Annotated in this window: 23 protein-coding genes; 20 read left to right on the plus strand and 3 right to left on the minus strand. The window is 36.6% G+C overall.

Features of this window, described 5'->3' with window-relative positions; genetic code table 11:
- Positions 1–3: 3 nt before the first annotated feature.
- On the minus strand, positions 4–630 hold the full coding sequence (locus ACIQ1H_RS05535; RefSeq protein WP_402887132.1) for a response regulator: 627 nt from the start codon (positions 628–630) through the stop codon (positions 4–6).
- A gap of 3 nt (positions 631–633) precedes the next feature.
- Positions 634–2,826: a sensor histidine kinase gene (locus ACIQ1H_RS05540; protein WP_402887134.1), complete on the minus strand. Its 2,193-nt coding sequence runs from the start codon at positions 2,824–2,826 to the stop codon at positions 634–636.
- 213 nt (positions 2,827–3,039) lie between these two features.
- Here ACIQ1H_RS05540 and ACIQ1H_RS05545 point away from each other — a divergent pair, with 213 nt between their 5' ends.
- The 3 genes from ACIQ1H_RS05545 to ACIQ1H_RS05555 all read left to right on the plus strand — a co-directional run bounded on the left by ACIQ1H_RS05545 (position 3,040) and on the right by ACIQ1H_RS05555 (position 5,454).
- Positions 3,040–3,960, plus strand: coding sequence for a hypothetical protein (locus ACIQ1H_RS05545; RefSeq protein ID WP_402887135.1), 921 nt, complete (start codon positions 3,040–3,042; stop codon positions 3,958–3,960).
- Positions 3,961–4,101: 141 nt separating this feature from the next.
- Positions 4,102–5,079 (plus strand): thymidylate synthase, encoded by a 978-nt coding sequence (locus tag ACIQ1H_RS05550; protein WP_402887137.1) that lies wholly within the window; start codon positions 4,102–4,104, stop codon positions 5,077–5,079.
- A 174-nt stretch (positions 5,080–5,253) separates the two neighbouring features.
- The gene (locus tag ACIQ1H_RS05555) at positions 5,254–5,454 is read left to right on the plus strand and encodes a hypothetical protein (RefSeq protein ID WP_172771654.1); all 201 of its coding nucleotides are present in this window, start codon (positions 5,254–5,256) and stop codon (positions 5,452–5,454) included.
- Positions 5,455–5,499: 45 nt separating this feature from the next.
- Here the strand turns inward: ACIQ1H_RS05555 and ACIQ1H_RS05560 are convergent, their stop codons facing one another.
- Complete coding sequence (locus ACIQ1H_RS05560) at positions 5,500–6,057, minus strand: hypothetical protein (protein ID WP_402887139.1); 558 nt, start codon at positions 6,055–6,057, stop codon at positions 5,500–5,502.
- A gap of 93 nt (positions 6,058–6,150) precedes the next feature.
- Between ACIQ1H_RS05560 and ACIQ1H_RS05565 the strand changes: the two genes are divergently transcribed.
- The 17 genes from ACIQ1H_RS05565 to ACIQ1H_RS05645 all read left to right on the plus strand — a co-directional run bounded on the left by ACIQ1H_RS05565 (position 6,151) and on the right by ACIQ1H_RS05645 (position 21,318).
- Complete coding sequence (locus ACIQ1H_RS05565; RefSeq protein ID WP_402887141.1) at positions 6,151–7,095, plus strand: hypothetical protein; 945 nt, start codon at positions 6,151–6,153, stop codon at positions 7,093–7,095.
- Between the two features lie 96 nt (positions 7,096–7,191).
- Positions 7,192–7,398, plus strand: coding sequence for a thymidylate synthase (locus ACIQ1H_RS05570; protein ID WP_402887142.1), 207 nt, complete (start codon positions 7,192–7,194; stop codon positions 7,396–7,398).
- 124 nt (positions 7,399–7,522) lie between these two features.
- The gene (locus ACIQ1H_RS05575) at positions 7,523–7,933 is read left to right on the plus strand and encodes an Rrf2 family transcriptional regulator (RefSeq protein WP_172771651.1); all 411 of its coding nucleotides are present in this window, start codon (positions 7,523–7,525) and stop codon (positions 7,931–7,933) included.
- Positions 7,934–8,008: 75 nt separating this feature from the next.
- Positions 8,009–8,638: an NAD(P)-dependent oxidoreductase gene (locus ACIQ1H_RS05580; RefSeq protein WP_402887144.1), complete on the plus strand. Its 630-nt coding sequence runs from the start codon at positions 8,009–8,011 to the stop codon at positions 8,636–8,638.
- A gap of 152 nt (positions 8,639–8,790) precedes the next feature.
- Positions 8,791–10,209 (plus strand): aspartate ammonia-lyase, encoded by a 1,419-nt coding sequence (gene aspA, locus ACIQ1H_RS05585; RefSeq protein WP_402887146.1) that lies wholly within the window; start codon positions 8,791–8,793, stop codon positions 10,207–10,209.
- 250 nt (positions 10,210–10,459) lie between these two features.
- The gene (locus tag ACIQ1H_RS05590; RefSeq protein ID WP_402887147.1) at positions 10,460–11,707 is read left to right on the plus strand and encodes a methyl-accepting chemotaxis protein; all 1,248 of its coding nucleotides are present in this window, start codon (positions 10,460–10,462) and stop codon (positions 11,705–11,707) included.
- Between the two features lie 443 nt (positions 11,708–12,150).
- Positions 12,151–12,453: an urease subunit gamma gene (gene ureA, locus ACIQ1H_RS05595; RefSeq protein WP_172771647.1), complete on the plus strand. Its 303-nt coding sequence runs from the start codon at positions 12,151–12,153 to the stop codon at positions 12,451–12,453.
- Between the two features lie 14 nt (positions 12,454–12,467).
- Positions 12,468–12,836: an urease subunit beta gene (locus tag ACIQ1H_RS05600; RefSeq protein ID WP_402887150.1), complete on the plus strand. Its 369-nt coding sequence runs from the start codon at positions 12,468–12,470 to the stop codon at positions 12,834–12,836.
- Positions 12,833–14,548, plus strand: coding sequence for an urease subunit alpha (gene ureC, locus ACIQ1H_RS05605; RefSeq protein WP_402887152.1), 1,716 nt, complete (start codon positions 12,833–12,835; stop codon positions 14,546–14,548). Before ACIQ1H_RS05600 ends, ureC begins: the two co-directional genes overlap by 4 nt.
- A 69-nt stretch (positions 14,549–14,617) precedes the next feature.
- A complete protein-coding gene (locus ACIQ1H_RS05610) occupies positions 14,618–15,064 on the plus strand; it encodes an urease accessory protein UreE (RefSeq protein ID WP_172771644.1) in 447 nt (148 codons plus the stop codon).
- Positions 15,006–15,746, plus strand: coding sequence for an urease accessory protein UreF (locus ACIQ1H_RS05615; RefSeq protein ID WP_402887153.1), 741 nt, complete (start codon positions 15,006–15,008; stop codon positions 15,744–15,746). Before ACIQ1H_RS05610 ends, ACIQ1H_RS05615 begins: the two co-directional genes overlap by 59 nt.
- Before the next feature lie 17 nt (positions 15,747–15,763).
- Positions 15,764–16,393: an urease accessory protein UreG gene (gene ureG, locus ACIQ1H_RS05620; protein WP_172771643.1), complete on the plus strand. Its 630-nt coding sequence runs from the start codon at positions 15,764–15,766 to the stop codon at positions 16,391–16,393.
- Positions 16,386–17,192 carry an urease accessory protein UreD gene (locus tag ACIQ1H_RS05625; protein WP_402887155.1) on the plus strand — a complete coding sequence of 269 codons (807 nt, stop codon included), beginning with the start codon at positions 16,386–16,388 and terminating at the stop codon, positions 17,190–17,192. Before ureG ends, ACIQ1H_RS05625 begins: the two co-directional genes overlap by 8 nt.
- Before the next feature lie 30 nt (positions 17,193–17,222).
- Positions 17,223–18,809: an ABC transporter substrate-binding protein gene (locus tag ACIQ1H_RS05630; RefSeq protein WP_402887157.1), complete on the plus strand. Its 1,587-nt coding sequence runs from the start codon at positions 17,223–17,225 to the stop codon at positions 18,807–18,809.
- Positions 18,799–19,767 (plus strand): ABC transporter permease, encoded by a 969-nt coding sequence (locus tag ACIQ1H_RS05635; protein ID WP_402887159.1) that lies wholly within the window; start codon positions 18,799–18,801, stop codon positions 19,765–19,767. The genes ACIQ1H_RS05630 and ACIQ1H_RS05635 overlap by 11 nt, the downstream gene beginning before the upstream one ends.
- A complete protein-coding gene (locus tag ACIQ1H_RS05640) occupies positions 19,764–20,576 on the plus strand; it encodes an ABC transporter permease (RefSeq protein ID WP_402887161.1) in 813 nt (270 codons plus the stop codon). Before ACIQ1H_RS05635 ends, ACIQ1H_RS05640 begins: the two co-directional genes overlap by 4 nt.
- Entirely contained in the window at positions 20,569–21,318 is a 750-nt protein-coding gene (locus ACIQ1H_RS05645) for an ATP-binding cassette domain-containing protein (RefSeq protein ID WP_402887163.1), read from the plus strand. Before ACIQ1H_RS05640 ends, ACIQ1H_RS05645 begins: the two co-directional genes overlap by 8 nt.
- Positions 21,319–21,321: the final 3 nt, after the last annotated feature.

Here is a 21,321-nt window from a genome sequence, read left to right on the forward strand (position 1 = left end):
GACTCAGTCAATCCATGCTTTTTCCTTCGCAACGATTACCGCCTCTGCACGTGATTCCACTTGTAATCTTACAAAGAGTTTTGATAAATAATTTTCTACAGTACGCTGGGTAACGCCAATTGCAGAGGCGATGGCTTTATTTGTACAACCTTGTGCTACGAGCTGTAAAATTTCTTGTTCTTTATGACTTAGTAACACTTCCTGTTTTGCATTAGAACGATTCGAGTGTTGTTTGACAAAGTCCAAAAAATCAGCGGATAATAAAATCTCGCCGCGTAAAGTAGCTTGAATTGTTTGAATGACTTGTTCTTTCGTAGCAAGCTTTGATAATAGACCGTCCACTTTTTTTTCAATGAGTAGCTCGTAATAATCGGATAATTCGTAGCCTGTATAAAGGATAATGAGTGCTTCGGGCTGTTTTTTCTTAATCATTTCAGCAAGTTGAATTCCGTTTATTGGTTTCATATTAATATCAATTAAAAAGAGCTGAAATGATTGAGCCTCCATTCGGCAAGCGACATTAGCACTTTCTTGCTCTGTTTCAATATGAACGTTTTCCAAGTCTTGTAATAATGTTTTTGTTCCGTCTAAAACGACAGGATGATCATCTACAATCAATATTTCAATCATTTTTTATGGTTCCTCACATTCCTCTTGAATTTGAATAAAGACATGCATGCCATCATTTGGTTTGGAGGTAATGGTCATTTCTCCGTTAAACGCTCGAACACGTTCTCGAATGCCATTAATGCCCATAGAAGCGGATGATTGCATTAAATCTTCAATATTACAGCCGATTCCATTATCGTCGTATTGGAGAACAAAACCATTATTTATCGCAAATAGTTTAAGTGAAACTTTTGATGCATCAGCGTGTTTAATCGCATTATTAAGCAGTTCTTGAACTAGCCGATAAACGACTAAATGTAAAGTTGCATCTTGAAACTGAACTCGGTCAATTTGAGTATTCAATAGAAAGTTAGCACGAATTTTTACTTTTTGGACAAGTTTTTTTAAAGCCATTTCTAAACCAAACGTATCGAGTAATGGTGGGCTTAGATTTTCACAATACTCACGTAAATCTTTCGTGGCATTAATAAGCTGCTCTCGAATGTTTAAAACTTTTTTTTCTTCGATAATAGGGGAGCTTGCGATAACATCTAATTCCCTCGCTAAATGGAGCTGCTCCTGTAAAATAGTGTCATGTAACTCCTGGGCAAGGATACTTTTTTCTTTTTCAATAATATTCCATAATAATTTATCGAGCCAAGGAAGTTGGGTGTTATTTGTGTCTTTCATGTGTTGAATATCGCGTACTAAATCTTCGATATGCTTTAAATTGTCGATAAACATAGAGACATATAAAGCAAGTAACTCCAACCAAAGGAGCTCTTCTTTTTGTAGAGTGTGTCTTATCCGAATAAGAATCTTTTCATCCACTGTATCATGGATAAGCAGTTGTGTCATTTGGTTCTCAATTTGGATGCCACCTTGTGGAAATTGAACGTCTTCGGTTATTGTTTCAAGTGTAAATGCTGTCGTACCAAGTTTCTCGGTAATTTCACTTTTAAGCTTATTAAGTAATTCCTGTTGATTTTTTGCATTACCAATACGATTAACTGCAGCATATAAATTATGTACATAATCACCAGAAGACGAAAATATAATTTTTCGATGTTTAAAATCAAGTTGCTCTTTTATATAGAAGCTTGTAATAAAGCCTACGAAAAGCACGAAAAATACAACAATTAACATTGCAATTGTAAGCTGTGAAAATAGCAATATTGCTAAGAATGTCGTTATGATTAGTGAACTAAAAAAGGCAAGGGATGAATAGTAGCGAAATCGTGATAATTGGTACTCAATATCAAACAATCGTTCATTTAACTGAATGAATATAAAAGAAAAAGGAATAAACAAAATAAATAAAACACTTATTTCGGGCTGTATGATTGTGTTATTACCTAAAATCTCAGGTACGACAAATAATAGTAAAAAAGGCAAAAATGGAATAATGCACGAGATGGCAATTAATCGTATTTTCGCTAACCGTGTTCGTAAATAACTAGTGAGTAATATAAAAATAGCGTATAGAATTAGTAACGCAAATAAACTGAGCGTAATATTAGGTGTGATATTCCTAAACTGTGGCACAAATAATTCAATGACGTAACAAGAAGGTATGATGACTAACGGAATAAAATAGAGCCACTTTGTATCAAAGTATGACCATTTAATATGTAAATAGCGAAAATATTGTTGTAAAAAATGAATGATTAATACTAAACATAAAACGATACAAATACCATTTACGATCATACCAATTCCATTCCCTCGACTTGAAGCACCTGTGCTCGTATAAGCTAAAGAACATGTTAAAAGAAATAGCATAAGTAACTTGGTGATGAAATTGTCTTTATTATGCTGCCATAAGTAGAACGCAACACCAAAACAAAGCATGAAATAAAACATCGGAAAAACTATATGCGTATAAAACTCTTCAGGAAGCTCTCGATGTAATACTTTAATTGTATGTACTGTGCCGTCTAATTTTAAAATCGACAGTTCATTTGCGCTAGGAATATATGTATCTTGTTGGAAAGATTTAAAACCTTTCGCAGATTGTTGATCGATGCTCAGGATAATGTCTCCTTGTTCAATATTTTGTTGTTGTGCCCAACTTGTATAATAAGGATGAATTATGACGGGTAGCTCATTGGACGTATCGACAGAAATGTTAATAAAAGGGGCACGAATGGCAACAACAAGTACATAAATGCCAATAAGTAAGTAGGTTATAAAAATACTAGAAGTTAATTTGTGCATAGTATATCCTCTTTATTTTTCATAATCATTATGAAAATGCCTCGTTTCATCAATAAGTATCAACTATATTATCCCTAATTTTTGGGTTTTTTGGAATACCGAAAGAAGACGTTTCGGAAAACCACTAACATTTTTTCGGAATAACGAAATAGTATTTTCGGTAAAAGCTGTGATAATGTGAATCTAGCTTGTGTGAAGGAAAGGGGAGCCTACATGAAAAGATGTGTGCTAACACTAATCCTATTATTCTTAGTCGCCATCTCATTGTATCCGATAACAACAATGGCTAAAGCTATTGTTGAAACGTCAGTGGAAGTGGATATTTGTATTATTGGAAGAGACAATCATTTTGTTTATAAAATTCCTAAACAGCTACATAACAATACGCCATATAATGAGATGAAAAATGATATCGAAGCCTCTTTAGCAAATCATTGGAAAGTGGAAGGTGCACATTTTGAAACTAATCAAAAGGATGTTGCCTATACATTTTTTATCGGAGATTTGTTTCAAGAAAAACAAGATGGCCAATTGAAATTGTCAATACCCTATCGCACGTTAATTGGCATGTTTAGTGAAGATGAGTCTATTCAATTGCGTATTATGGCAAGTAAATTAACAAATTGGCAAATCAATGCTAAAGAATGGTCAACATTTGGATTTGTCCAACCACTAACATATTTGAGTGAACGTGAATACATCTATAATGGCAAAGTGAATGAATTGTTACAGCAACGCGTTGCCCATTTCGATGGGGCAATTGAAAAACAACAAATGATTTTACGCAGTATTATGTATTTTAGCTTTATTATCGTGCAAATTTTTGCCTGCTTGATTTTATCTAAACGTTTGAAAAAACGAATTCTTCAGCATCCAGAAAATATGCATCAATTTAGAAAACTAAACTACTTATATCAACTCATACCGTTATTAATTGTTATTGCTCAAATTACTTTCTTAGTGATGTCTGGATTATTGACTGCATTTGGACTCTTTTTTAGCCCTGGTATTGATTTGTTATTTATTGTTGGTCCTATCCTTGTATCAATTATCCTTTTACCGATGTTTTTCGTTGCTACAGAAAATGAAATTTCTAAAGAATTACACGATAAAACATTGGGTTCAGACATGTAATTAGTTTGTTGAAGAGAAGTAGAAAAAAATAGCAGATTTTAATGTTTGAGTTAAAATGCCGTTTCTTTTTATTTGAGCGTTCATTTACTACCGTTAGATGGTATAATGTTCAACAGCATATTTGAAGGAGCTGGTGACAAATTGACGCATCCAGAAACTGCGTATTTAAACTTACTACAACATATATTAGAAAATGGAGTTAAAAGGGACGACCGTACTGGAACAGGCACATATAGTGTCTTTGGCTATCAAATGCGCTTTGATTTAAGTAAAGGATTTCCACTTTTAACGACAAAGCGTGTTCCATTTAAACTTGTAGCAAGCGAGCTTCTTTGGTTTATTAAAGGCGATACAAATATTCGCTATTTATTACAAAACAATAATCATATTTGGGACGAATGGGCATTTAAAAAATGGGTAGAATCCGATGAATATTGCGGTCCTGATATGACTGATTTCGGCAGACGCTGTCTAATGGATGAAGCGTTCAATGCGTTATATCAAGCAGAGTTGACATCGTTTTGTGACCGCATTGTTCAGGATGATGATTTTGCGAAAAAAAACGGAGATCTTGGCAATGTTTATGGCAAGCAATGGCGTAATTGGACAACATCAAATGGGGAAAGTATTGATCAATTACAAGATGTCATTCACCAAATTAAACATAATCCAGATTCTCGACGTATTATTGTCAATGCTTGGAATCCTGAAGATGTCATTAATGCAGGTGCAAAGGGGAGTAAAGCTGCTTTGCCACCTTGTCATGTCATGTTCCAATTTTATGTAGCAAACGGGAAGTTAAGCTGTCAATTAATGCAAAGAAGTCTTGATACATTGCTTGGTTGTCCATTCAATATTGCTTCCTACGCATTATTAACACATTTAATTGCCCATGAATGTGGGCTCGAAGTTGGCGAATTTATTCATAGTATCGGCGATGCGCATATTTACGCAAATCACATAGAGCAAGTGAAAGAACAGCTCTCACGTGAGCCACGGGAACTACCAACCTTGAAAATAAACTCAAATAAAACGTCAATATTCGAAATAGAACTTGAGGATCTTTCCATCGAGGGCTACAATCCACATCCAGCAATTAAAGCACCAATTGCGGTTTAATAGAAGAAAGCAGCAACCAAAATGGTTGCTGCTTTTTTGAATAGTCGTATAAAATCGATCAATCTATTGAAAGAAATAGGAAAGAAGTCGGATGGTTAAGTAATGGCACGTCTATTATAGTGTTAATGGTATTAATAGGAATATTTTCTAATTAAATGTTTAGGGGTGGCTGTGTTGATAGAAAAAGTAATGCTTCAAACGACAAACAAAGCAAAAGTTCGTCGGTTGAGGAAAAATATACAAGAACCAGCATCGTTGGAAAAAGAACAGCAGACTCAACACGATAGCTTAAACATTTCAACAACTTTAACACAAGAACAATTAGTGAAAATGATGCAAATAGTTGAAGAAATACGGCTGAATGGCTATAAATAGCTTGAAATGTAAGCGCCTTCCATGATTGAAATAACGCTCATAATCTTAACCATGTTTCGAGTAATCATAAATGACTTCTCCAGTTTTATCATAAAAAGTAAACATTGCTGGGAAAGTATCTTTAGCATTTTCAGGTAGTTTAAATGTTTTCATAAATGGAGCGACTGTATCAACTTTAATTTCTTTTTCGAAATTCTTCCAGTTTGGTGTCAATTTGATTTTGGCAACATTACTGTCTAGTTCGTGTACATATAGTGTGCCATAGTTACCTTTATTTGTTTTATGTTCTCGATAAGTTACTGTGGGATCTGTTGCTAAATAAATAAATTTAAGTTTACCATTCCAACCTTTATTAAAACGTGCATGACCATATTTACTATCGTTAATTTTCAATTGTACTAGCCACATATTGGTTTCTTCTATTCGTTCAAAATGCATTATTTGTATGCTACTATCGATAAATTCCTCTATAAAATCTTTCACAGTCGTTTCGGATGATTTTAGATGATAGTCGTTATAATAAGCATTTCCGTAAATGAAAAGTCCAAATAATAGTAATGGTGAAAATGAGCATATTACGATTAATAATAATTTGATTTTCATACTAAATATCCTCCTTTTTTATAGAAAATCCTTTTACTGATTTTTTTTATAATTTATCATTTAAGTATGAAAAAAAACAAGGAGGAAACCAATATGAAAAAATTATTTTTTATCTTTATTATGATTATTTTCATAGGATTTAATTTGGGAGAAATTCAAGTGAAAGCTTCTAATTTAAGTGCAGAGCAAATGGAACATCTTGAGTCTCTTGGTTTTACTCAAGAAGAAATATTAAACATGCTCCCAGAAGAAATAAATAAAAATTTAGAAATAGATGGAGAAGTTGTTGCAACTAGTACAAAATTTTTAAAAGTGATAGAAAATGATATTTTTAATGAGGAAGATTTAATCAATTTAATTATCGAACTTGATGAGGAGACTTATTTTAAGGAAGTTCAATTACAAGAAGAGAAACAAAATAGGGGCTTTTTTTCAAATAAATCTATTGTAACAAGGAATGCCCTACATAAAAAAGATATTGATAAAAGTACAACTTCATATAAAACAGTTACAACAACTATAGTTGCTTTAGAAGCAAAGAAAAAATATCGAGTAAAAACAGCTATTACATGGCATATTATGCCGAAAAACAGAAAAATAGATGTGATAGGGACAAGTATTAACAGTGCCTTCTGGTCTCCTACTCCTGGTTCACAATATGGACAGCAAAGTTGGTCAGTAAGACATTCATGTAATAAAACGAAACATTTAGTAACAACTTATTCTAGCAGTAGTAATTCTTGGACAAAAGGTCCAACTGGTTATCCTTTAAGTATTGATTTACCTGATGATATTGTGAAATCTTATGCATGTCATAGTGAAAAAGTGTTAACTTTATCTGCATTTTCATATTTTACAGTAGATAGATTAACTTCTACAATTCCAACACAAATAGATGCATTTGGTAAATATTTGCACCAAGAATCCGTTTGGCAAATTTCTCCTTCTATTAACTTTACCTCTTGGTCATTTGGAGTTTCAGCTAGTCAGTCCAGTAAATTTACAGAAGCTACGACACATGCAAAAGTAATATTTTAATAAAAGCCTTCCCTAGGCGAGTATAGAGACTCAACTTAATTTACGCTATAAATCTAAGCACCTTCTAAGCTATAATGGCTAAGGAGGTGTTTTTAAATGAACGTATTTTTTATTGAAACGATTTCAGGGATGGAACTTTTACATATAGTGTCACATGATGTGGCTGGTATACTCGCTGCAGCTCAAGGGGAGAGCGTGACGTTTCCTGTTGGCCATTTTAAATATGAATTTCATAACTTAGATTTTTATGAAGAAAATGGGCAAATCAAACAAGAGCTCGTTATTTATGTGTCAAAAATATAAGAGGGGTAGTTAGATCTCTCAACATGTATTGTGTTCAGTAAGAATGAACAGGTTATGATAAGAGCAAAATACTTGTGATTATCCCGACCTGTAACTATAATAGTTACAACAGGTGGTGATTCATATGGTGAATAGTCGATTCTCGGTCGCTATCCATATACTTTCGCTCATTGCTACAACATCTGATAAAAGTCAGCTAACATCTGATTATATTGCTGGTAGTGTCAATACCAATCCAGTAGTCGTGCGACGAATGATCGGTGTATTAAAAAGAGCTGGTTTGTTAACATCGCAGTCAGGAATTGCAGGCTATGGGCTCGTTTTTGAACCAAAAGATTTGTCGTTATTAACTATTTATCGTGCAATTGATGGTCCTGAACAACTATTTGCAATTCATGATGAGCCAAACCCAGCATGTGCGGTTGGTCGAAAAATTCAGCATACGTTAGAAGCCGTTTATATAGATGTTTGGCATGCAATGGAAAAACAGTTACAAGCACAAACGTTACAAGATGTGCTAGATCAACTTCGTTAATGTAAAACGAGGTCGGTCTTACTGTGATTAACCTGTAACTAAAATGGTTACAATAGAATTGAGGAGGAATTTAAAATGAAAATAGGGGTAATTGGAGCAACAGGGAAAGCAGGACAAAAAATAGTAGAGGAAGCATTACAACGTGGCCATGAAGTAACTGCTATTGTTCGTTCGGCTTCTAAAGTAAAAGAAGATATTAAAGTGATTGAAAAAGATGTATTGAATTTAACACAACAGGACGTTCAAGACTTTGATGTAGTTGTGAATGCTTTTGGGGCACCTTTCGGACAAGAGGCATTGCATGTGAAAGTAGGTCGTCATTTAATTAATATTTTTAATGGCATTACAACAAAACTATTTGTTGTCGGTGGAGCAGGAAGCTTATTTGTTGATCCAGAGAAAACTATTCGTGTGATGGATACACCAGATTTTCCGGAAATGTTCTTTGCAACTGCAAAAAATCAAGGTGAAAATTTAACTGATTTACAAGCATCCAGTATTACTTGGACATTTTTAAGTCCGTCTGCGATGTTTGATCCTGAAGGACCACGTACAGGTAGCTACACTACTGGGAACGATCATCTATTAGTAAATGCATCGGGTGAAAGTTATGTTAGCTACAGTGATTTCGCTATTGCTGTATTAGATGAAATTGAAAATCCGCAAAATATTAATAAACGTTTTACTGTTTCTTCAACGAAATAATAATGCTACCGAGCGTACGAATTGCGCTCGGTTTTTGTTGATTATCGTCAAAATTGAAAAAAAACTTTTGCATTATGGCGAACTGACTGTTTACAAGACGGCATTTATTAGCTACTATCAGTGTGAGTATTACTTCAAAGGAGACGACAATAATGTCCACACAACGTACAGAAAAAGATTTTTTAGGTGAACGAGTATTACCAGGAGAAGCTTATTATGGGATTCAAACGCTTCGTGCAACAGAAAACTTCCCGATTACAGGTTACACAATTCATCCAGCACTTATTAAAGCAATGGGAATAGTTAAGAAAGCTGCTGCGCTAGGTAATATGGAAGTACACCTATTATCAAAAGAAATTGGAGAGGCAATTGTCAAGGCTGCACAAGAAGTCATCGATGGTCAATGGGATGCAGAGTTTCTAGTAGACCCAATCCAAGGTGGTGCAGGCACTTCTATTAATATGAATGCAAATGAAGTTATTGCGAACCGTGCACTTGAAATTTTAGGTAAAGCAAAAGGCGACTATCAAACGATTAGCCCAAACAGTCATGTTAATATGTCACAATCAACAAATGATGCCTTCCCAACAGCTATTCATATCGCTGTTTTAAATTTGATAGATGAACTTCTTGTTACAATGGAAAACATGCAAGCTGTATTCCATCAAAAAGCAGAACAATTTGCACATGTCATTAAAATGGGACGTACGCACTTACAAGATGCAGTACCGATTCGTTTAGGACAAGAGTTTGAAGCATATTGTCGTGTAATTAACCGTGATATTGTCCGTATTCGACAAACACGTCCAAATTTATATGATGTAAACATGGGGGCAACTGCTGTTGGTACAGGGTTAAATGCTTTCCCAGATTATATAAAATCAGTAGACGAACATCTTGCTGAAATTTCTGGCTTGCCATTAAAAGGTGCTACACATTTAGTAGATGCTACACAAAATACAGATGCATATACTGAAGTGTCAGGTGCACTTAAAATTTGTATGATTAATATGTCTAAAATCGCTAATGATTTACGATTGATGGCATCTGGTCCACGTGCAGGTTTAGGTGAAATTATTTTACCAGCACGCCAACCAGGATCATCTATTATGCCTGGTAAAGTAAACCCTGTTATGCCAGAAGTGCTTAACCAAGTAGCATTCCAAGTAATTGGTAATGACCATACGATTTCTTTAGCATCTGAAGCTGGTCAATTAGAGTTAAACGTTATGGAACCTGTTCTTGTCTTTAACTTAATTCAATCTATAAGCATTATGAATAATGTTTTCCGTGCATTTACTGAAAACTGCTTAAAAGATATTGAAGCAAATGAAGAGCGCATGAAGGAATATGTAGAAAAAAGTGTTGGTGTCCTTACTGCAGTGAACCCACATATTGGCTATGAAGTAGCAGCACGTCTTGCACGTGAAGCGATTCTTTCAGGACGTTCGATTCGTGAGCTTTGTATTGAATCAGGTGTTTTAACAAAAGAACAATTAGATTTAATTTTAGATCCTTATGAAATGACACACCCAGGTATTGCTGGTTCTAGTATGATGAAATTAAAATAAAATTGTACGTCCTTTGCTATATGTATAATATGTATAGCGTTGATAGAAGGCATCAGGAGTGAACTCTTGATGCCTTTTCTTTTATTGAAAGACATATTTTCAAAATTTTTTTGCAAACGAGTTAGCGGAGTAAATTGTCCTCAGCTTTTTTTCATTTCATAAATAAAAAGCAGGCGTTTTTCTGTGATTATTAGACTAAATCAACTATAATAATGGTATTATAGTAATATTATAGTTGGGGGAATTTAGTATGAGTTTGCGAAAAAAAAGCATTATCGGTTTTTCGGTATTAAATTTAATTATGATTGTTGTATTAATTATTGATTTGGCCAATTTAACATCTTTTGCTTGGCTTTCTACGATTTTAACAATCGTTGGTATTTCGATTACTTTATCTTATATGTTCTATGTCAAATATAAAGTAATTCTACCAATTAACCAATTATCAAATGCCGCGAAAGCGATTACAATTGGGGAATTTGATTCAGTTACAATTGCTACAGATGACAAAAGTGAGATATCAGAGTTAGCTAAAGCCTTTCATGAGATGAAAGAACAACTTCGTACGATGACGCAAACAATTGCGAACAGCTCGACAGATTTATCTGCAAGTATTGAGGAACTTTCAGCAAGTACAAATGACATTACGATTGCTGTAAAAGAGGTTGACCATCAAATGGAGAAGACGTCAACTGGATTAAAACAAGCTGCACAATCTGCTAATGATAGTGCTATTGCGATGCAGCACACGGTAGACGGCATTGAACGTATTACAACTGCAACACAAGGTGTTTACGACCATGCTAAAGAAGCAAATGATATCGCAGGAAACGGAGCAGAAATATTGCATGTTGCGAAAAAACAAATGGAGTTTATATCTTCTTCAACAGATAAAACGAGTGGATTAATGCAACAGTTAACAAATAAAATGACAGATATTAAAGCAATGACAGAAATGATTACAACTATTACCGATCAAACGAATTTACTTGCTTTGAATGCTGCAATCGAAGCTGCACGAGCTGGTGAACATGGCAAAGGCTTTGCGGTAGTTGCAGAGGAAGTTCGTCATTTAGCAGAGCAATCTAAACATTCAGCTACTCAAATTGTTGATCTTGTAGTAGGCATTGAAAGTGATACAAAACAAGTTGCTGTAGCTGTTGAGGAAGATTTAAAAAATGTCCAACAGGGTGTTTATGTAATTGATGAAGCAACAAAATCTTTTGGCAACATTTCAAATCATGTGAGCCAAATGACGAATCAACTCGAAGATATTTCGACTACTGCCAAACATTTATCGGGCAGTGCAAATGAGGTAGCCACATTAGTAACCAATATTGCTGGTGGTATGGATAAATTATCTCATTACACGGAAGCGGTGTTACAATCGATGGATGAGCAAACGGCATCTATGCAAGCAGTCAATCAAGTTTCACAGGAGTTAACGATTCAGGCAGATGACTTGCAAAAGGTTACAAATCGATTTCAAGTAGTTTAATGATTAGACGAGAAATTTTGCGTCAATAAATACTTCTTTAAAATAAAAATATAAGTTTTATAATATAATTTTTTAGATGTTTCAAACACAGACATAGTAGGCTGTTTCACAAAAGTAATTTATTTTTGTGAAATAGTCTCTTTTTTTTACTTTTTATTCAGAAAACTTGTAAGTTGACAGACAAATAAAAATGTTGAATTTTTTAATATTGTTTCTTATAATAGACTAACTGTTACCTCTTCTAACACACTTCAACTATTGCAACCCGCATTCGCCGGGTCAACATGTCACTTCTATAACCTTCGCAAATCCCAGCGAATTCATAACTTATATGAAAAAACAAACTGTAAGTAAAACTAAATTGTAAGAAAATTGAAAGTCCATATTTTATCTAGAATCATTATAGAAAGATAATTCTGAATTTTTGAAAGAGAGAGATTGGATTGAAGCTATCACAAGTAGAACAAGAAAAATTACTCCTCCATGTGGCAGGAGAACTTGCGCTGAAAAGAAAAGCGCGTGGGTTAAAGCTGAATTATCCAGAGGCTGTAGCACTTATAAGTAGTTACATTATGGAAGGTGCTCGAGATGGAAAAACCGTTGCTCAATTAATGAGTGATGCAAAACATGTTCTTACGGCAGAAGATGTTATGGAGGGTGTTGGCGACATGATTTCCGATGTACAAGTAGAGTGTACTTTCCCAGACGGAACAAAGCTTGTTACTGTACACCGTCCTATTCAGTAAAGGAGGAATTGATAATGATTCCTGGAGAAATCAGACCAAAAAATGATGTTATCGAAATTAATGTAGGTAGAGCAACAAAAAAAGTACTCGTTTCGAACACAGGAGATCGTCCGATTCAAGTAGGCTCCCATTTTCATTTTATCGAAGTCAATAGATTTCTAGAGTTCAATCGACAAGATGCCATCGGAATGCATCTTAACATTCCATCAGGTACAGCAGTTCGATTTGAACCTGGTGAAGAAAAGGAAGTAGAGCTTGTCGAGTTTGGCGGCAAACAACATGTTTTTGGATTAAATATGCTAACAGAAGGCTCTACTCATCATAAGGATGAAATATTAGATAAGGCAATTGAAGGTGGCTTTAAAGGAGCGGAAGACAAATGAAGGTAACACATGAAGCTTACGCGAAAATGTTTGGTCCAACAGTCGGAGATAAAGTTCGCTTGGCCGATACAGATTTGTGGATTGAAATTGAGAAGGACTATACAACATATGGAGATGAAGGCGTATTTGGTGGTGGTAAATCATTACGTGTCTCGATGGGACAAAACGGTAAGAATACACGAAATGAAGGTGTGCTTGACACTGTTATAACGAATGTCATGATCATTGATTATACTGGAATTGTAAAAGCGGATATCGGTATAAAAGATGGACGTATCATAGGCATTGGTAAAGCAGGAAATCCGAATAGCATGGATGGGGTCGACCAAGATATGATCATTGGCGTCGGTACGGAGGTCTATGCAGGCGAAGGGTTAATTGCAACGGCTGGAGCAATTGACACACATATCCATTTCATTAGTCCCGATCAAGTAGAAACAGCATTATTAGCGGGGACAACAACGTTTATTGGTGGAGGTACAGGACCTGCAGCTGGTTCGAAAGCGACAAGCTTAACTGCTGGTGAATGGCATTTACATCGTATGCTGCAAGCTGCTGAAGGTTTTCCAATAAATGTTGGATTACTTGGGAAAGGGAGTGCATCTGATCCTGAACCAATTATTGAGCAAGTTCGTGCGGGTGCGATTGGTATGAAAATACATGAAGACTGGGGAGCAACACCTGCTGCGCTAAACCAGAGTTTAATGGTTGCTGACGACTATGATATTCAAGTGGCATTACATTCAGATACTTTGAATGAGGCTGGATTCGTAGAAGATACGATCAATGCAATTGATGGTCGTGTAATTCACATTTTCCATACAGAAGGAGCGGGTGGTGGCCATGCGCCAGACCAATTAGTGATGGCATCATTACCGAATATATTACCAGCATCTACTAATCCTACAAAACCGTTTACAACAAATACGATAGATGAGCATTTAGATATGTTAATGGTTTGTCATCATTTAAAGCATGACGTACCAGAAGACGTGGCGTTTGCCGATTCTCGTATTCGACCAGAAACGATTGCTGCAGAAGATATTATGCAAGATTTAGGGATTTTAAGTATTATGTCCTCCGATTCACAAGCAATGGGTCGTGTTGGTGAAGTGACAATACGAACATTCCAAACGGCAGACAAAATGAAAAAACAGCGAGGTCCTTTACCGCAAGATGAAGGGAAAGATCACGATAATTATCGCGTTAAGCGTTATATGGCTAAGCTCAATATTAACCCAGCGATTGCGCATGGAATTAGCCATGAAGTAGGCTCATTAGAAGAAGGGAAGCTAGCGGATATCGTGCTTTGGGATCCAGCGTTCTTTGGCGTAAAAGCGGAAGTGGTCATAAAAAGTGGTATTGCAGTTTACGGTATTACAGGTGATCCGAATGCGTCCATTCCGACACCACAGCCGATGAAAGGACGTCGGACGTTTGGCTTCTATGGACAAGGCCCTCAAAATTGTGGCATGACATTTTTACCGAGCATTGCTGTAGAAGAAGGTTTACCAGAAAAATTAGGTTTAAAACGTATGATAGGAACAGTGAGGAATTGCCGAAATATTAGTAAAGCTGATATGAAGCTTAATAGTGCTACACCGAAAATTGATGTGAATCCTGAAACATATGAAGTAAAAATTGATGGTGAGCTAGCTACATGTGAGCCAGTGGATGTATTGCCAATGGCACAACGATATTTCTTATTCTAAAAGAAAAATAGAGAGTGTGTAACAGTAACAGAGGAACAGTAAAAAATTCGATGACGAGGAGCAACATAAATGTTAATTGAAAAAATTATCGGCAATATTGCCAACGAAGAAGAGCATGCACATAAAGCGACTGAGTGGATTGAGCTTGAGTGGGAAGAATTAAGCAAACGTATTCTTCGAACAGAAACTGATAAAGGCACGGATATTGCTTTACGTTTAGAAGGTGACGAGCCATTACAATATGGTGACTTATTATTTGAGGATGATAGCCGTCGCATTGCGATTCGTACAAAGCTCGAACCAGTTATCGTCATTTCACCGAAAGATATGTATGAGATGGGGAAATCTGCATTTGAATTAGGCAATCGCCATACGCCTTGCTTAATTGAACAGAATGAAATCATCGTACGAGCTGATCATACGATTAACCCATTATTAGATGAAATAGGAGTGAACTATGAAACGACAGAACGACGATTTAAACAACCGTTTAAATACCGCGGACACGCTCACTAATTTTTCATTATTGCGTCTATTACAAATTCATGATTCTGCATTTCCAATAGGCTCGTATACCCATTCATATGGGATGGAAACGTATATTCAAGAAGATGTTATTCGCACAAAAGAACAATTAATAGATTATTGCCAAGCGTATATATTTCATAATTTAGTGCATGGTGACGCCTTAATTATTCAGGATGCGTTTCATGCAGCAAAAGTACACGATGTTGCTCGTCTAATAGAACTTGACGAACTTTGTGGGGCTATCAAGCTAGCTAAAGAATCGAGAGATGCTAGTGTCAACGTCGGCAAGCAATTTATACGAACAGTGGCACCTCTTATGGACAGCCCCTTATTATCGCAATGGCAAGAAAAATTAGCTGAAAATAAGGTGCAAGGTCATTACGCTGTACTTTATGCAATTTATAGTGAAGCACTCGGTGTAGATGTCTATCATGCAGTGATGACATATATGTATGCCTCCATTAGCGGATTAGTACAAAATGCTGTACGCGCTGTGCCGTTTGGTCAAAATACAGGTGTACAAGCATTAAATAAACTGCTTGTCTCTATTGAGGAAGCAGCGGAAAAGGTCATGACATTAACGATAGATGACCTATCCAATAATGCTTTAAGTATTGAACTAGCATCGATGAAGCATGAATTTTTATTTTCAAGATTATTTATTTCATAGAAAGAGAGTGGATATAAATGACTCCAATTCGAATTGGTATCGGAGGCCCAGTTGGCTCTGGGAAAACATCTTTAGTAGATCAATTAACACGTGCAATGCATGAAAAATATAACGTGGCGGTAATCACGAATGATATATATACAAGGGAGGATGCCCAGTATTTAATTACTAATGGTGTTCTAGAAGAGGATCGTATTGTCGGAGTGGAAACAGGTGGTTGCCCGCATACAGCAATTCGCGAAGATGCATCGATGAATTTTTCTGCCATTGATGACTTGAACAAACGCTTTGAAGATTTAGATATTATTTTCATTGAAAGTGGTGGGGATAATTTATCGGCTACATTTAGTCCAGAACTTGTTCATGGCTATATTTATGTAATTGATGTTGCAGAGGGACAGGATATTCCTCGTAAAGGTGGACCTGCATTAACACGTTCGGATTTACTGTTAATTAATAAAACATCATTGGCACCTCATGTTGGTGTAGATCTTGAAATCATGGATCAGGATGTGAAAAAAATGCGTGCTGGACGACCATATATTTTTGCAGATGTTCGTTCACAAACTAATGTCGATAAGGTCGTTGAATGGATTCAGCATCACATGTTACTTGAAGGCGCCGAAGCAGTTGACGTGAATGCTTAATCAAGGAAAAGTAAATCATTACGGTAAATTAGAGATGGCATTTGAGCTGAGAAGGGGCTATACACGACTAGTTCATGTGTATCAGCAACCGCCATTAAAGGCAAGTAGAGAGTTGTACACAGCGAATCAGCCAACTGCCACAGTTTTTATAATGGAATCTTCTGGTGGTATGGTAGCGGGTGATCGAAATGACATCTCGGTTAAACTTGCGCCTGAAAGCCAAGTGAAATTACAACAACAATCTGCTCTAAAAATTTATCCTTCTCACACTGGTGAGCCATGCATACAGGAAATTACGGTGGAATTAGCAGAAGGTGCACGATTAGAATGGCTACCTGAAGTAACTATTCCTTTTGAACGAGCGAAATTCCAAGTGAATACAACGATTCGTATGACAGAAAGCTCTACATTAATATGGGGGGAAATAATTGCCCCAGGTAGAGAAATGCGAGGAGAACTCTTTGATTATCAATCTTTCCAATCCAAATACAAAATATTTGTTGAGGAAGCGCTCATTGCATTTGATTCGTTCCTGTTTAAACCACAGGAAATGAACCTTTCAACAATTGGTTTGCTTGAAAAGGCACGTTATATTGGCTCTTTATGGATAGTGTCTCCAAAAGTTGAGCATCTCAATATTCGACATTTGCAGGAAATGATTCAACAAGAAAGCCTGATTCAAGCAAGTGTTACAAAACTAACAGATCATGCAATCCATTGTAGATGGCTTTCAAAGGAGCAGCGAACACTTCACAAAGAAATCAATCGCATGTTTGAACATGTTGCATCACTGCTTTAAATTTCTGAGGTAAATGAAGGAGATAGAGAATTGAAAAAGTTTTCAGTAGTTATTTTATTATTCATACTTAGTCTTGCAGGCTGTAGTAATGAGTCTAGTCAAGGCGAGGAAAAACAGCCATCCGCTGCTTCCTCTTCAAAGGCAAATGAGCTTATTTATGCATCAGAATCTGAATTTGCGGGGTTAAATCCTATTTTAGAGGAAACGAATTTAGATGCATTACTTTTTAGAGGTCTTATGCGCTTTGATGAACATAATGCTCCAGTGAATGACATAGCAAAAAGCATTGAAATATCAGATGACCTGTTGACATATACGATTTTGATTCGTGATGACGTGACATTTCATGATGGACAAAAATTAACAGTAGACGATGTTATGTTTACTATTGATAGCATTCTTGATGATGCAAATGGGTCTTATTTAAAGTCTGACTTCATCCATGTCCAAGCGATGAAAAAAGTAAATGATACTACAATGACAATTCAATTGGATGAACCATTTACACCAATGTTAGATAAATTAACAGTGCCAATTTTGCCAAAGCATGTCTTTGAAGGACAAGACATGAGAACGGCTACGTTTAACCAAGAACCAATTGGTGCTGGCCCATACATGTTTGAAAAATGGGATAAAGGGACAAGTCTAACGCTTCAAGCGTACACTTCCTTCTTCGGAACAAAGGCATCTATTGAAAAAGTTATTTTTAAATTTATTCCAGATAGTAATGTTCGTGCATTGCAGCTGAAATCTGGCGAGGTAGATATTGCGTTACTGGATCCGAATCAGGTTGAAGAGCTTTCGAAAGTAGAACAGTTAAAAATGTACGAAGTAGAATCAGCCGATTATCGTGGCATGTTATTTAATATGAACTACCCCCTTTGGCAAGAAGTCGATGTTCGAAAAGCGATGAGCTATGCGACAGATCGAACAGGCATTGTTAAAGGTATCCTACATGGGTATGGGACAGAAGCTTATTCGCCACTACAAAAGCATGCCTATGTAAACGAAAATATTGAACATTATACTTATGATGTAAAGAAAGCAAATGAATTGTTAGAAAAATCGGGATGGATATTAGCAGACGATGGGTTCCGCTACAAGGACGGTAATAAGCTTGCCTTTACCATTACGGCACCAATTACAGATTCTGTGCGTGTCAATATGGCGAATTATGTCGCTCAAGGCTATAAGGAAATTGGAGCAGATGTAGAAGTAGCGGCACTTGATTGGAGCAATATCGTGATTGAAGAAACGGAAGCGTTTATGGTGGGGTGGGGTAGCCCATATGATGCGGACCACCATACGTATAGTTTATTCTATTCTGGTGAATCGAGCGTAACAAGTGCTGGCTACAATTATGGAAGCTATGCAAATGCAAAAGTAGATGCTTTGCTTGAGGAAGGACGAACAACTGTCGATCCTGAAAAACGCAAGGAAGTCTATATGGCATTACAAGAGGAGCTAGCAGAAGATCCACCGTTCGCTTATTTTGCCTATGTTGATGCTGTTTATGGTATTAATAAAAATATTAGTGGTGTGAAAGAGCGTATTTTAGGTCATCATGGTGCTGGCTTCTTATGGAATGTCGAGGAGTGGAAATGGAATGATCGCTAAGTGGATCGGGAAGCGAGTGATAATGGGGACAATTGTCCTCATTATCGTGAGCTTCCTCTCTTTTTTCATTATGCATGCTGCACCTGGCAATCCTGCTGCTGCTTATTATGGAGGCAATGCTCAAACATTAACAGTAGCTGAGCAACAACGAATTGAAAAAGCGTTTGGTTTAGATAGACCAGTGCTTCTACAATATGGTACTTGGTTAGGCGAAGCGGTAAAAGGAAATTTAGGCTATTCTGCCAAAGAGGGAAGACCCGTCATAGCGATTTTATTAGAACGGTTACCTAACACATTACAGCTAGTGGCACTCACATTATTTATCGTTACAATTGTCTCTACTTGGCTAGGTTTACGCGCGGGAATGAAGGAAGGTTCTTTATTGGATAGAGGATTATCCATTTTTAGTATAGCAAGCTCTGCGATTCCTCCTTTTTGGCTAGGTATTGTCTGTATTATTATTTTTTCGGTACAGCTTGGTTGGTTTCCTTCTTCAGGTATGAATGATGTGCGTGGTAATGGAGGTTTGCTTGATCGTTTAAACCATATGGTGCTCCCTCTAATTGTTTTAGTAATTTCTCATGTGGGCATATTTGCACGTTTTTTACAGGACAGTGTTAAGGCAGAGAATCGTAGTTATTATGTACAAGTTGCACGTGCAAATGGCGTTCCAGACCGACAAATAAGAAACCTCATACTACGGAATTCTATTATTCCGTATATCAATTATATTGGTGTGACGATTCCTTCGTTCTTTGGTGGTTCCATAGTAGTTGAAACACTCTTTGGCTGGTCAGGATTAGGCTCATTGCTTGTGAAATCTGTTATGGTTAAGGATTTTCCTGTACTTATGGGAGCCATTCTAATTATTGGTGTTGTGGTGGTCATTTGCTTATTTGTAATTGACGTTTTAATGATTTGCATCAACCCAAGATTGAGAAGAGGAAAATTAGTATGAGAAAACAACGGAAGATGCCACTCGTTTGGCTTGCGCTTCTTTGCATTATATTAGGAACTACCATCTTCTCCTCACTGTTGGTACCTTTTGAGCCAAATGCAATGGATATGAATCATATTTATGAAGCACCGAATCTTACACATTTACTTGGTACAGATCAGCTAGGCAGAGATGTTTTATCACGGATACTTGTTGGGGGGAAAGTTACGCTTTTCATCGCCATAGTGTCAGTCGTAATTTCAAGCATTATAGGCATTATCTACGGTGGTATTAGCGGTTTTGTTGGCGGTGCCATTGATGTCGTGATGATGCGCATTTTGGAGGCATTTTTAACGATTCCATCCTTAGTAATTGTACTTGCCCTGCAAGCAATTATGCAAGGAAGTGTTTGGCGAATGGCCATGATTATAGGTTTCACAGGTTGGTTTGTTACAGCTCGAATCGTTCGCTCTGAGTTTATTCGCTTAAAGGAAATGGAATTTGTCCAAATGGCTACAATGTTTCGTACCCCATTATGGATAATATTATTTGGTCATTTATTGCGAAATAGTGTGCCTGCTATCTTTGTCGTGACAATATTTAATTTTGCCGGGGCGATTTTTACGGAAGTGTCTTTAAGCTTTTTAGGCATCGGTGTGCCGCCAGCAATCCCGTCATGGGGAACGATGCTGTACACAGCGCAAAATGATTTACTTGTTGGGGCTTGGTGGATCGGTCTTTTTCCTGGCATACTAATTTTTGTGACGATATTATGTGTGCAAGCGATCGGGAGCACATTCAAACAAGGAGGAGGACGATCCCATGTTTAGTATCGAAAATCTAACTGTTCGAGTGAACGATAAAAATCTCATCCATAATATTTCATTAACAGTCCCGAAAGGTGAGATTACCGCAGTTATCGGTGAAAGTGGCAGTGGGAAAAGCACAACAATATCAGCTATTTTAGGGATGCTCCCGCCGCAAGCTGAGGCAAAGGGTGCAGTTTTCTTTAATGGGGAAAATATTATGACGATGTCAAAAAAAGATAGTTTGTTATTAAGGTCAAAGCATATTTTTACGATTTTTCAAGATGCCACAAATAGCTTTTCTCCTACGCAAAAAATGAAACAACAATTGTATATGTTTACTGCCTTACGAGTGGGTGATGACAAAGAGAGGTTTTTCTCTAAAATGACCGCTATATTAAAGGAGTTAAACTTATCAGTAGCTATATTAGAAAGCTATCCATTTGAGTTGTCAGGTGGTATGCTACAACGCTGTATGTTAGCTTGTGCATTGTATAATGAGCCAGACATATTAATAGCAGATGAACCAACTTCTGCACTAGATATGCTGCATCAACAACACTTTATAACATTATTAAAAAACCTTCATGCGCAGCTAGGGACAACTATTATACTGGTTACTCATGATTTAGGGGTTGCTGTTTCACTAGCGAATAACATAGTAGTGATGAAAGAAGGAGAAATCGTTGAGAAGGGGCAAGCGACAGAAATTTTTGAGCAGCCTAAACATCCGTATACGCAACGGCTTGTCGCAAATCATTTTTAGGAG

It is taken from the genome of Lysinibacillus sp. NPDC097279 (genome assembly GCF_044761745.1).
In the GTDB taxonomy this organism is placed as follows: domain Bacteria; phylum Bacillota; class Bacilli; order Bacillales_A; family Planococcaceae; genus Lysinibacillus.